Origin of the sequence: Lysinibacillus fusiformis (assembly GCF_002845985.1) — a bacterium.
Classification (GTDB): domain Bacteria; phylum Bacillota; class Bacilli; order Bacillales_A; family Planococcaceae; genus Lysinibacillus; species Lysinibacillus fusiformis_D.
Window position 1 is genome coordinate 59231 of the sequence record NZ_PDFK01000007.1, and the last position, 12214, is coordinate 71444.

Here is a 12214-nt window from a genome sequence, read left to right on the forward strand (position 1 = left end):
GCTACTAATTGTATTTCACAAAATGAGGTAAATCATTGTCTAATTTTGTGGCATATACATAGGGATTGGCTAGAAATCATGCTCAATTTATTCATGATGCACTTTATCCCTCATAAAAGGGTGATATTCAATTTGCCCAGACAAGCGAACAGGATTAAACATAACAAGAGGCTATCTATTTTGATTTACAACTATAGATAGCCTCTTTCGTTAGGGATGAATCACTACTTCTGTACCAATAGGGACGATGCTGGCAAGCTCTTCAACATCTTGATTTTGCATTCGTATACAACCATGTGAAACAGCATGCCCAATAGAGCTAGGATCATTTGTGCCATGAATTCCATAATGTTCTTTAGAGAGACTCATCCACATCGTTCCAAAAGGACCACCAGGGTTTGGAGCTTTATTGATGATAATAAAACTGCCTACTGGTGTTTCATGAAGCATACGTCCGACTGCGATAGGGTATTGTTTTTGAAGGATATTATTTCTATATAAACGTAGCCAGCGATTATTGGTAGATATTTCGATACGGTAAGGAATTGTATCGGGATTTGGCAAGCCCGGGATGACAATTTGTTGACCAATAAAAAGATGATCAGGCTGGATTCCTGGGTTAGCAGCAACAATGGATGCCAACGGAGTACGATAGTCCTGAGCAATTTGAGTCAGTGTTTCTCCAGCTTTAACTGTATGAATCAATCATTATTCCCTCCTCTGCAAAGGTTTATGATTTTACTATATGCTTCAAATGATTTATGTAATTTTAAGGACGCAAGATATTTCAGCTTTCTGGATAAAATAAGCGATAGCATTGCAGGATCAAGGAGCATATAAAATGAAGGAATTTAAAATTACCTATTTTTTTGATGGATTGCACTATGTTCGAAGATTCATTTATGTTGATTCAGCAAAAAACGCCCACCTCTATAGGTGGTGAGATGAATGCATAAATTGTTCTCTTTGATTTAGTGGGTGTCCAAACATCGACTGAATCAAAATAAAAGCCCTAGCAGATGTCACAGATTTTGAAGAGGAACTTTTCGAGCAAACTTGAAAAAATCTGGGCGCAATTATGCTGAGGCGTAATTGATATGTTGTTGAAAAAGATGATGTCAACGGCAGAAAAAGTAAATTTGCAAGGTGAGAGGTTGATTTCCGTTCCGCCAGCGCCCTTTCCAGGGGCGTTCGATGAGCCGCTTCACTCACTTACGCTCGCTCCAGGGTCTCATCTGTAACGCTGGCTCCACTCCAATCAACCATTCTGCAAAGTGTCTTTACTTTTTTTCATAGTAGTATAGCGATCAAATAGTCCATTATCTGTATTCTTAGAGGGGATAAACTCTTATTTTCAATATGGAGAAGTGATGCGTGACAACACCTCTTCATAAAAAGTAGCGAACACCTTCACTTTATTTGAAAACCTTTGCTAAAAAGGTAACACTTTTATGGGTTGGAGTGGAAGGCTACTTGACTCCCGTGGGATAGCGAGACAGGCGAGCCTCTAAACGGAGCGGTAGCGGAGGAAGCGGCTCGGCGCTCGCCCACAGGAAAGCAAGTAGCCTGCAACGGAAATCCATTTCTCCCTTTCAATTGACTTTTTTGTTTTTCAACACTAAGGCAATTATGCTGGGGCGTAATTGATATTGAATCACAACAAGAAGCAGAGAAATGAGTGAAAAGTGAACGCGATCAATATATCTCCTTTACGGATAGTAGGGGCATCTACCATGAATTGCACACAAAGCATGTACGAGTGATTCAAATAGCTGAATATCATCGAATGGATAAAGGTGCAAAAGGGAGTGACACATAATCTGTCCAGCTTTACACACATTATAGAGAAAGGAGTGTGACAGAAATGGACATGAGTAAAGTACCACATGAAAAGAAAATGTTTATGAATTTAAATAGCAAAGACAAACCTGACATGGTTGAATCAGATACAATTAGTCTTTTCGATTTGCATGAAGATATGCAAACTGTCGACGCCATTCCAGTAGAGGAGCTCAATAAACGAGTAAAAAGAGAAGGCGATGAATTAATTGAAATGCAGCCAGATGAATTGTAGGAGGTAAAAACGCAATGAATCATGAAAAAGAAGCCCATTTTACATCTGTGGGCACGAATATTAATGAAGTAAAGCAAAAAAATGCAGATGCAGGATTATCCTATAATGAGGTAAAGGCATTGTTAGCTAAAAGTGGAGGGCAGGGGACGGCCATTTATAGTGACACAGATATAGAAGAAGTAAAGCAAGATATACACAAGCACCAACAATAAGCGTAGTAGGAGGAGTAAGTATTGAATGCTCTTCCTTTTTTTATTTTACAATGGTAGGTAAAGGAGGTGCAGGAACATGTCAACTGGAGAAGAGAGCTGTCCATTATGTGGGGGAGAAAATCATTGTGGAGTAGAAAAAGGTGAAAAAGAGTGCTGGTGTATGACGGTGCACTTTCCAGAAAAGCTATTAAATGCAGTGCAAACGGAGCAAAGGACATGTATTTGTCCAACATGCTTAGATACATATAAGAAAGAACAAGGATAATGATTACGATGAATGAGGCGTAAATATGGAGTCATTGGTACAATTGTCTATCGCACAACAACCTAGCGGGCATACATTACTCTGAAAGGAGTGTGTCTTATGGCTAAACCAATTGAACTCAGTAATGTAACAAAGGCATATTTAGAGGAATATCAGCGAATCCTCAAAAAAATGATGCAGGGCATGACCTATGTAACGATTACTTGTAGTATTTCTGAAAATTTTATTAAGCAAATTATCCCTCATCAAGTTGCAGCAATTCAAATGTCCGAAAACGTTTTACGCTATACAACGAATATCCCTGTACAAAATCTTGCATTAGAAATTATTCGAACTCACACAGAAATGGTTGAGAGTCTTGAAGCGATACAAAATCGATGTTGTGTCGTGCAAAATTCAGAGTATGAATTATACGAGTATATGTGTGCTTATAAAGAAATTACAGAAGCTATGTTCAATGCAATGTGTGCACCACCAGTATCGAATAGCATTAATATCAATTATCTACGAGAAATGATTGTCCATCATCAGGGTGGTATCCGTCTGGCACAAAATGTGCTGAGATTCTGTATTTGCCAAGAATTAATCCCTATTTTACGTTGTATGATTCAAACACTTTGTGAGCAACTAGAAGTTATGGAAAAGTTACTGGATAGCTTACAAAATTGTGATTGCGAATGCTAACACTTTATGTGAAACGCTAAAGTCAGACATGATTTTAGCGTTTTTTCTGTGTAAAAATAGTGTTTAACAGGGAAAATGAGAAATTGTCAATAAAGTGGACAAAAGAATAAGACGGTGTAAAGAATTTTTTGAAAATCTATTTTTGTATTAGTGTTGTTGGTAAAATATATATGTTTTATTAGTTGAAGGCAATGAAGAAAGATCTATAATTCGTTTTAAAATATTGGTAATTTTTATTTACTTTATTACAAAAGGAGTGGTAACAATGTTCAAAAGGAAGAAAATAAATCAAAATTATGATTATTTCTCAGCTGCGAAAAATTCAGATATTGAGGCTAATGAACGCTTTAAAGAAAAGCTAGATTTTCTTGCTTTATCTAGAATTAGAAGAGAATCTGTTGGATTTTTACGCAAAATCTATGAAAATAATCGCCAACAAATACTCGACAATTTTTATGATCGTTTATTGGAAATTCCGGAATTTAACCAAGTTATCAATACGCATTCATCAGTAGAGCGTTTAAAAGGGCTTTTTGATTCACATTTTATAAGCCTATTTGATGATGAATTAGATTTAGATTATGTATTTAAACGACGTAAAATCGCTTATGTACATGCCCGAATCGGTGTACTGCCGAACTGGATGATTTCTGCCTATACACTCATTAACCAATTAATCATACCGCTGATTGTCAAAGAGCTATCAAGCGATCAAGAAAAAATGCTGGATGTCCTATTGTCTTATGATAGTCTAGTAACGATCGACCAACAGATCATTTTAGAAACCTATATTGAAATTCAGGCTGGCTCTGTTGTAAATGGTTTAGGTGAAATTATTACTTATAATACCCAGTTAGATACGATTAAGGAATTGATTGAATTTCAAGATATTCAGCAACAGGAGATTGTTGCAGCAGATCAATTGATGCACGAGCTAGATGAGAGTATTGAAGAAATCGCTGCATCTGTTGGTGATATTTCAGCCCAAACAAAGCATGCCTTTAAAAAATTAAATCAGGATTTAGAATCGTTACAACAAGTATCATCCATTTTACAAACAACCGATGAAGGTCATAAATCCATGCAGGAGGATATAAAGCGTTTAGTGGAACGTGTCAATAGTGTAGCGAAGCTGATGGAATTAATTAAGCGAATTGCAGATCAAACAAATTTATTGGCTTTAAATGCTTCTATTGAGGCGGCTCGTGCTGGAGAAGCGGGTAAAGGCTTTGCAGTTGTTGCGGAGGAAGTTCGAAAGCTTGCTGATGATACAAGTACATCTGTCAAATCTATACATACAGATATACAGGAGCTACTACATATTACGCATAATATTAGTTCACTAACAACTCAATTTTCACAGGATTTACATCAAGGCGTCACGGATACCTTACATATTTCACAGACGCTTGCAGAGATAAATAAAAGTCTACAGCAGCAAGGAGCTCGCTTTGAGGAAATTGCCACAACGACAAAGGTACAAGCACAATCTGCTACAACTATTTCTGAACGTAACCATACTATCACGGAGAGTATGCAAAAAAGTAAGATCATCGTTTTTGATATGGGCTCGGCTATCTACAAGTTAAGTAAAATGATTGACGGATACCGATCAACAACAATTTCTAAAAATTTTATTATTAGTCAGGAGGATATTATTGAATTAGCTATTACAGACCATTTATTATGGCGCTGGAAAATCTATAATCTACTGCTTGGCTTTGAAACAATGACAGAGCAGGATGTTGGCTCACCACAGGAGTCGCGCCTTGGTGAATGGTATTATGGTACAGGGAAAAAGCTACTAGGCGAAGAGCGTGTCTATGTAGAGTTAGAACAACCATTTATTCATGTCCATGATATAGCTAAAAAGGCGGTACGAGAATATAATATAGGCAATAAAGGGGAGGCTGAAAAATATCTGAAGGAAATTACAGAAGAATCATATATTGTAATTGAAAAACTAAAGGCCTTAAAGGAAATTTTATTGAACGGGAAAAAACAATATATTCACTAAAAATTTGAGAGCAAGCTAATGCTGGGATTAGCTTGCTCTTTTTTTATATTTCTATTGACGAATCAATAGATGGGACACACATAAATGTTACGGTGCGCTGTGTGCTATCATAAAGACACCATTCACGGTGGTCGACAACAGAACCAACATTGACACCATACTGTTTATTTTGTAAGGCAATTGGTTGGCCATAGCGAATACGAATGGGTAGTTTCTTTTGCTGATGATAAAGGCCTGATTCATGACTATGACCAAAGAAAAACAGTGGCTTATGAAAAGGAAGGAATGTTGGCTGCCAGCTTACACTCCATTTAAATTGATGTCCGTGTATTAGTGTCGCACCATCTATCTCTATCGTCTCAGGTAAAGCCTGAAAACGTTCGATGCCAGTGACCTGCGTAATGCGTTCCTCTTGATTACCTCTTATAGAGGGGAAGGTTAGTAATTCTTCAAATTCGCTTTCTACTATGGCTGCCTTTTGTAAAGGTAAGCCAGATAAGGTTTGCGCTTTTTTCTTACTGACGGTGCATTCATATAAATCACCTAAACCAATGATTTTTGCTTCCTCTGCTGTTTGTTGAATATGAGCTAGAACAGCTTTAGTATCTTCTATATTAGAATGTAAATCTCCTAAAAGTGCATAAAGCATGTCAATCCGGCCTTTCCTAAAAATAATCGTACAAATATCATACACCCAATAGAAATTGATAGAAAAGTAAAACGTCTAAGAATATTTCGTTACTTCTACTTCATATTTTGAATGTGTAGAAAAATTGCCATGAAACGCATTGCTTGTTAAAATATAATCATAATTTTCTGAATTTTTAGTAGTTTCATAGTTTCAGACACTATCCAGCATTAAAAAATGAATTTTTGGAGGGTTTATAATGACGATGTACATGACAGATATTCTTGAAAACTATGCTGTGCAACAACCGAATGCAATTGCAACCTTGTATGATGGAAAAAAGTTGAGCTATCGCGATTTTTATCAACGTGTAGAAAGATTTGCAGCATACCTACAAGAACAGGATTTTGAAAAAGATGATGTGATTGCATTATATACGCTCAATTCAGATTTGTTTTTAATCGCTTATTTAGGTGTCCAACTAGCAGGTTTTATTGTGATGCCTATTAACACTAAATTAGCAGCACCTGAGGTTGATTTTATTTTTAATCATTCACAAGCAAAGGGTCTCATTTATGATGAAAGGCTAGCAGAAGCATTGGAGGATGTTGCCTATACATTCCAACATACGATTGGATTTAAAGAAATGAGAAACATTTTTGAAAATGAGGGATGTGAAAGAAAGCTTGTACAATTAGAGGCCCATGATACAGCAGTGGTCATGTATACTTCTGGGACAACAGGTAAACCAAAGGGCGTCATGCTAACACATCAAAATATCTTGGCTACTGCCGATATTTGGTCTTCTTCAATGAAAATGTCTAGCAAGGACAAGATGTTTATTTGTACACCTTTATTCCATTGTGCTGGCCTGCACGTCTTTGCTATGCCAATGTTCTATCAAGGAGGAACAGTTGTTATCGAAGAAGCATTTTCACCAACAAAAACGTTAGCGCAAATTGCCGCAACTGAAGCGACTATTTTCTTTGGTGTTCCATCCATGTATACCATCATTTTAAATACGCCTGGATTTAAGGAACATAGCTTTCATCATTTACGTTTATTATGTTACGGGGCTGCTCCAATGCCTTATGAGCTCGTAAAGCAAGTGAAAGAGGCATTTTCAAATGTAAAGGTTCAAAATCTCTATGGTCAAACCGAAAATTCACCTGCAGCTACCTCTTTATTAGATAGGGATGCATTAACGAAAATTGGCTCTGTTGGGAAGCCATTAGCTCAGACGGAGGTATGCGTGGTTGATAGTGAAGGAAAGTCAGTACCAGCTGGCGAGGTTGGCGAAATTTGTGTTAAAGGGCCACAAGTAATGAAAGGTTATTTGCGCAATCCAGAGGAAACAGCTAGAACGATAAGAGATGGCTGGCTCTATTCAGGAGATTTAGGACGCTTTGATGAGGAAGGTTATTTATATATTGTAGATCGGAAAAAAGATATGATCATCCGTGGAGGGGAAAATATTTACCCGATTGAAGTGGAAGAAGTGCTATATCAAATGCCAGAAATTTTAGAGGCAGCAGTGATAGGATTACCACATGAAGTATATGGAGAGGTGCCAAAAGCATTTATTGTATTAAAGGAAGGGCAGTCACTCGATGAAAAGGCAATATTATCTTACTGCCAAACAAGACTTGCCAAATATAAAGTACCGTATGAAATTGCATTTTTAGTAGAACTGCCGCGCAATGCTTCAGGTAAGGTGTTAAAGCATACATTACGACCTAAAGTGACGACGATTTAAGTACTATCCACGATGCATAGGCATAATTGTTAGCCAGTTTTTTCAAGCTTACTCGCAAGTTTCTGTGTACCTGCCGCTTCGCTTTCCATACAAAAAATTATGTCCTGAAATAAGATAAAATAGGAACGATTATAAAAGTATCGTATAATAGAGTCTACGACAAATTGAATAAATAGAATGGCGAAGGGATTACTCTTCCAATTAGAATAGGAGCGGAATTTGTCTTGTGGACGGGGTATAAACGCCTTTTACTTATAGGCATTTTGATTATTATGTTACTTTCGAGCTGTCAGCCATTTTCACAGCAAGAAGCAGAACAAAAAAATCCATTAACTGTTTTAACGGTAGAATTTAATAGCGGGGCACCTATCCCCAATCTCTATGTCACAGTAACAGATGTACAAACAGGTGATGTAGTAGAGGAAGCGATTGGTTCAGAAGAGGGAGAAGCCGTATTCGCGAAGCTCAAGGCAGGGCGAGAATATACCATTGCTGCAACAACACTGGAAAATAGTACAACAAACGATGGATATACAACAATCGAGAATTTTACGTATGATACAACGAAGCCATACTATCGATTGCAAACACACTTCTCTAGAGACGAGCAAGAATTAGATGTACCTGTTGTCATGCAAAAGCCAGAGCTTCCACATGGCTGTGAAATAACATCACTCACAGCTGTCTTAAATTATTTTGGAATGAATGTTTCAAAGCTTGAAATGGCTGATAACTATTTACCAAAGCAAAATATACGTACTGTAAACAACCAACGTTTTGGGCCAAATCCACATGAGGCTTTTGCAGGGAATCCGCGTGATAAAGCTCATGGTATGTATGTTTTTGCTGAACCCATTGTTAAGGCGGCAGAGGCAGTCATTGCAGATAAACAAGCTGATTTACGCGTGTCAAATATGAGTAAGGCCTCACAGGACGAGATTTTACAGCTTGTTCGCGAGGGGGTTCCTGTTGTAACATGGGTGACGCTTGATTTATCGTCACCTAAACGAAATGCAAATAGAGGCTGGATTTTTGAAGGTGAGACAACATCACATGAAGCCTATATGAACTTACATGCAGTTGTCTTGACAGGGCATTTAGGGGATAAAGTAGTAGTAATGGATCCATTAAAAGGTTATGTTACATACAATGTCGATCAATTTTTCAAAAGTTATCGGGAATTAGATCAGCAAGCCGTAGCTATTCATAAATAAATTAGCCATAAATCTTTAGTATGTTACACTAATAAAAAAGCAGAAGTGAGTTGAGTAGAATGGCCATTGAGCACGCTTTTTTACCGGTTTTACTTGGGGATGAGATGAATGCTTATGGCATGGCCAGAGCATTTTACGAAGCCTATGGTGTGAAGCCACTTGCATTAAACCATACGAATATGGAAAAAATTCATCAAAGTGATTTACTGACTTTTCGTGAGGTACCGAGACTTCATATAGACGAACGATTTGTTACGGCACTTCAGGCTATTGCGCAGGAATTCGTTGATAAAAAATTACTGCTACTAGCCTGTGATGAATTTTATGTCAAAAAAATAATAGAACATAAAGCGGAATTAGCAGAGGATTTCATTATTCCTTATGTAGATGCCACACTTGCTCAGCAGTTATTAACTCGTGAAAAGATGTATGAGCTTTGTGCACAATATGGTTTTCAATTTCCTGCCATGCATGTCTGCACGGTGAATGATTACGAGGACTACGACATGCCATTTGAGTATCCAATTGTCATAAAGCCCATGAATATGACAAAATATGCTACATGTATTTTTCCTGGTAAGAAAAAAGTATATATTGCGTATGATAAGGATGAAAAGGACAGTATATTCCATGCTATTTATAAGGAATCGGCCTATCGAGATGATCTTATGATTCAACAATATATTCCAGGGGAAGATGCGAATATGCTTGTTGTTAATGCCTATATAGGGCAGGATGGCAAGGCAAAACTTCTTGCGGTGGGTAATCCCATTTTAGAAGAGCATTCTCCAGAAGGGATTGGTCGTTATGTAGCCATCATGACAACCTATCATCAGGAATTAATGGACAATGTAAAGACGTTCCTTGAAGCCATACAATTCCAAGGCTATGCTACATTTGATATGAAATATGATGATCGTGATGGTCAATATAAATTGTTGAGTATTGAATTACATAATGAACTTTCCAATTATTATGTGACAGCCAGTGGCTATAACTTCATGCAGTATGTGGCGGATGATTATGTTCGAGGTAGTAAACAGTCGCTAACATACGTGCAAAACAAGCATCTTTGGACCATTGTACCAAATGGTGTACTTTTCAAATATGTACAAAATGAACAGTTAGTCATTGAAGCGAAAAGTTTGATTCGCCAAGGGATGGCTACAGATTCTATTTTTAGTTATAAGGATATGAATGCGAAACGTTGGTTGAACGTTACGCTTGATAATTTAAGCTTTTATCGCAAATATAAGAAATATTTTAATAACAAAGGTCTGTCAAATATATGAAAAAACAAACTTTAGGTATTATCGGTGGCGTAGGGCCACTTGCAACAATGTTTATTGGAGAAATGATTGTAAGACGTACGAAGGCACAAAAGGATCAGGAGCATTTGCATACGATCATTGATAATGATACAAATATTCCTGACCGTACGGCTTTTATTTTAGATAATAAAAAGGATAATCCAGTTCCAGTCATCATTGAGGATGCTAAAAAGTTAGCTTCTGTAGGGGCAAATATGATTGCAATCCCATGCAATACAGCCCATACGTTCTATCATGAAATTGATGAGGGCTCTCCCATTCCTGTATTGAATATGATTCGTGAAACGGCGAAGCGTGCTGCTGATTTAGGAGCAGAGCGTGTTGGAATTTTGGCAACAACAGGAACATTAACATCACGTATGTACCAGGAAGCCTTAGAGGAATATGGCATTACACCAGTTGTTCCAGATAATGAGATGAGAGCCTATGTGATGACCATCATTTATGATTATGTCAAGGCTGGCAAGGATGTTACGTTGGAGGATTGGCAACCAATAGAAGAGGCGATGCTAGCATTAAATTGTGACCGCATTGTCTTAGGCTGTACAGAGCTATCTATTGTTAATAGGGATTTGAAATTAAATGAAATTTATATTGATTCATTAATCGTTTTAGCTGAATGTGCCATTTTGGCTTGTGGCTATGAGCTAGTCGATTAGTCGTTAAATAAATTGAAAAGGATCTGCTTGCTTTTCACGGGTAAGCTACAAGTCTTTAAAGAGTTGTGGTCAAGCTTACTTTTTTCCGTGTTGGGTTAGGCAGATTTTTTATGGAAGGAATCAATGGTTTCCTGAAACGATTGGACAATAGCTTCGTACATATAAAGTAGGAAACGGCGGAGTGTGTTAAACTAGTGTCAAGTAGATAGAAGGTGGGAAATAACATGTCAGTCATTAATTTATTAAAAGAAGAAATACAAGCAAAATGGAATTTTGAAACACCCATGAAAATTCAAGATGAAATGATACCAGCTATGCTTGAAGGCAAAGATATTGTAGCGGAATCGCCAACAGGATCAGGTAAAACATTAGCGTATGTTTTACCATTATTGAATAAAGTGAATGGGGCAAAAAAGCAAACACAAGGACTGATTGTAGCTCCTTCACAAGAGCTTGCGATGCAGATTGTAGAAGTTATCCGTGAATGGACGGCAGGCACAGATATTACAGTTCAACAACTGATTGGTGGTGCCAATTCTGCTCGTCAAATTGAAAAGCTAAAGAAAAAACCAACGATTGTCGTTGGCACACCTGGTCGTTTAAATGAATTAGCACGGGCAGGGAAATTAAAACTAAAAGAAATTGAAACGGTTATTTTAGATGAGTGCGATCAATTACTGAGTCGTGAATACCGTGTTGTCGTCAAATCCTTTATCGAAGGCTCGGCTTTTGGCCGACAAGTCGTTGTTGTTTCGGCTACGATAACGGAGGAAATTGAATTAGTAGCAAGTCGTATGATGTTTGAACCTTTACGTTTTAAAATTAAACCTGAGGATATGTTAAAGGTCGGTAAAGTAGTACATTCGTTTGTGAAAGTAGAAGAACGTGATAAAACAGATTTCCTACGTCGACTCTCACATACAGAAGGCTTAAGAGCACTAGCTTTTGTCAATAATATCGATCAATTATTAATGAAGGAAACAAAACTGCAGTACCGCTCAGCACCAATTGTCACTCTTCATTCCGACATGAAAAAAGAAGAACGAAAAAAAGCGTTAGATGCATTCCGTAAAGGAGATGCCCGTATTTTAATTGCCACAGATATTGCGGCTCGTGGTTTAGATATTGCTGGTTTAACACATGTTATTCATGTTGATGTACCACGAACAATTGAGCAGTATTTACATCGTTCAGGTCGTACAGGTCGTGCGGGCGCAGATGGTGAAGTATTAACGTTATTATCGTATCATGATGAAAAAACGTATAAAAAGTGGACAAGGGAAGTACCAGGCAAGCCTGTGCAAAAAATATGGCATGATGGCAAGCTGATGGAAGGTAATTCTAAAACAATTGGACAAAAGCGAGGGAATTAAT

The 12214-nt window shown here is 37.5% G+C and carries 13 protein-coding genes; 11 read left to right on the forward strand and 2 right to left on the reverse strand.

Going from position 1 to position 12214, the window contains the following annotated elements; all coding sequences use genetic code 11:
- Positions 1-210 precede the first annotated feature (210 nt).
- Positions 211-705, reverse strand: coding sequence for a L,D-transpeptidase family protein (locus CRI88_RS18385; protein WP_101966924.1), 495 nt, complete (start codon positions 703-705; stop codon positions 211-213).
- Between the two features lie 973 nt (positions 706-1678).
- On the opposite strand from CRI88_RS18385, the gene CRI88_RS22560 reads away from it, so the two are divergent.
- The 6 genes from CRI88_RS22560 to CRI88_RS18410 all read left to right on the forward strand — a co-directional run bounded on the left by CRI88_RS22560 (position 1679) and on the right by CRI88_RS18410 (position 5252).
- Positions 1679-1819 (forward strand): hypothetical protein, encoded by a 141-nt coding sequence (locus CRI88_RS22560; RefSeq protein ID WP_180957821.1) that lies wholly within the window; start codon positions 1679-1681, stop codon positions 1817-1819.
- Positions 1820-1864: 45 nt separating this feature from the next.
- The gene (locus CRI88_RS18390) at positions 1865-2074 is read left to right on the forward strand and encodes a hypothetical protein (protein ID WP_058843711.1); all 210 of its coding nucleotides are present in this window, start codon (positions 1865-1867) and stop codon (positions 2072-2074) included.
- A 14-nt stretch (positions 2075-2088) separates the two neighbouring features.
- Positions 2089-2286 (forward strand): hypothetical protein, encoded by a 198-nt coding sequence (locus CRI88_RS18395; protein ID WP_058843710.1) that lies wholly within the window; start codon positions 2089-2091, stop codon positions 2284-2286.
- Between the two features lie 76 nt (positions 2287-2362).
- Complete coding sequence (locus CRI88_RS18400; RefSeq protein WP_101966925.1) at positions 2363-2551, forward strand: cysteine-rich CWC family protein; 189 nt, start codon at positions 2363-2365, stop codon at positions 2549-2551.
- Between the two features lie 99 nt (positions 2552-2650).
- Complete coding sequence (locus CRI88_RS18405) at positions 2651-3235, forward strand: DUF305 domain-containing protein (RefSeq protein WP_036123376.1); 585 nt, start codon at positions 2651-2653, stop codon at positions 3233-3235.
- A 265-nt stretch (positions 3236-3500) separates the two neighbouring features.
- Entirely contained in the window at positions 3501-5252 is a 1752-nt protein-coding gene (locus CRI88_RS18410; RefSeq protein ID WP_089934610.1) for a methyl-accepting chemotaxis protein, read from the forward strand.
- Between the two features lie 43 nt (positions 5253-5295).
- Here the strand turns inward: CRI88_RS18410 and CRI88_RS18415 are convergent, their stop codons facing one another.
- Positions 5296-5901 (reverse strand): metallophosphoesterase family protein, encoded by a 606-nt coding sequence (locus CRI88_RS18415; RefSeq protein WP_058843707.1) that lies wholly within the window; start codon positions 5899-5901, stop codon positions 5296-5298.
- A 238-nt stretch (positions 5902-6139) separates the two neighbouring features.
- Here CRI88_RS18415 and CRI88_RS18420 point away from each other — a divergent pair, with 238 nt between their 5' ends.
- The 5 genes from CRI88_RS18420 to CRI88_RS18440 all read left to right on the forward strand — a co-directional run bounded on the left by CRI88_RS18420 (position 6140) and on the right by CRI88_RS18440 (position 12213).
- A complete protein-coding gene (locus tag CRI88_RS18420) occupies positions 6140-7636 on the forward strand; it encodes a class I adenylate-forming enzyme family protein (protein ID WP_089934608.1) in 1497 nt (498 codons plus the stop codon).
- Between the two features lie 272 nt (positions 7637-7908).
- On the forward strand, positions 7909-8850 hold the full coding sequence (locus CRI88_RS18425) for a C39 family peptidase (protein ID WP_170829903.1): 942 nt from the start codon (positions 7909-7911) through the stop codon (positions 8848-8850).
- 59 nt (positions 8851-8909) lie between these two features.
- Entirely contained in the window at positions 8910-10142 is a 1233-nt protein-coding gene (locus CRI88_RS18430) for a carboxylate--amine ligase (RefSeq protein ID WP_058843706.1), read from the forward strand.
- Entirely contained in the window at positions 10139-10840 is a 702-nt protein-coding gene (locus tag CRI88_RS18435; protein ID WP_036123362.1) for a cysteate racemase, read from the forward strand. Before CRI88_RS18430 ends, CRI88_RS18435 begins: the two co-directional genes overlap by 4 nt.
- 224 nt (positions 10841-11064) lie before the next feature.
- Positions 11065-12213, forward strand: coding sequence for a DEAD/DEAH box helicase (locus CRI88_RS18440; RefSeq protein WP_036123358.1), 1149 nt, complete (start codon positions 11065-11067; stop codon positions 12211-12213).
- The last annotated feature ends 1 nt before the right edge of the window (position 12214 follow it).

What these genes read in the sequence shown, in the direction of transcription:
- CRI88_RS18400 (WP_101966925.1), top strand. Translation starts at nt 2,363, where the DNA reads ATGTCAACTGGAGAAGAGAGCTGTCCATTATGTGGGGGAGAAAATCAT.
- CRI88_RS18435 (WP_036123362.1), top strand. Translation starts at nt 10,139, where the DNA reads ATGAAAAAACAAACTTTAGGTATTATCGGTGGCGTAGGGCCACTTGCA.
- CRI88_RS18395 (WP_058843710.1), top strand. Translation starts at nt 2,089, where the DNA reads ATGAATCATGAAAAAGAAGCCCATTTTACATCTGTGGGCACGAATATT.
- CRI88_RS18410 (WP_089934610.1), top strand. Translation starts at nt 3,501, where the DNA reads ATGTTCAAAAGGAAGAAAATAAATCAAAATTATGATTATTTCTCAGCT.
- CRI88_RS18415 (WP_058843707.1), bottom strand. Translation starts at nt 5,901, where the DNA reads ATGCTTTATGCACTTTTAGGAGATTTACATTCTAATATAGAAGATACT.
- CRI88_RS18425 (WP_170829903.1), top strand. Translation starts at nt 7,909, where the DNA reads ATGTTACTTTCGAGCTGTCAGCCATTTTCACAGCAAGAAGCAGAACAA.
- CRI88_RS18405 (WP_036123376.1), top strand. Translation starts at nt 2,651, where the DNA reads ATGGCTAAACCAATTGAACTCAGTAATGTAACAAAGGCATATTTAGAG.
- CRI88_RS18430 (WP_058843706.1), top strand. Translation starts at nt 8,910, where the DNA reads ATGGCCATTGAGCACGCTTTTTTACCGGTTTTACTTGGGGATGAGATG.
- CRI88_RS18440 (WP_036123358.1), top strand. Translation starts at nt 11,065, where the DNA reads ATGTCAGTCATTAATTTATTAAAAGAAGAAATACAAGCAAAATGGAAT.
- CRI88_RS18420 (WP_089934608.1), top strand. Translation starts at nt 6,140, where the DNA reads ATGACGATGTACATGACAGATATTCTTGAAAACTATGCTGTGCAACAA.
- CRI88_RS18390 (WP_058843711.1), top strand. Translation starts at nt 1,865, where the DNA reads ATGGACATGAGTAAAGTACCACATGAAAAGAAAATGTTTATGAATTTA.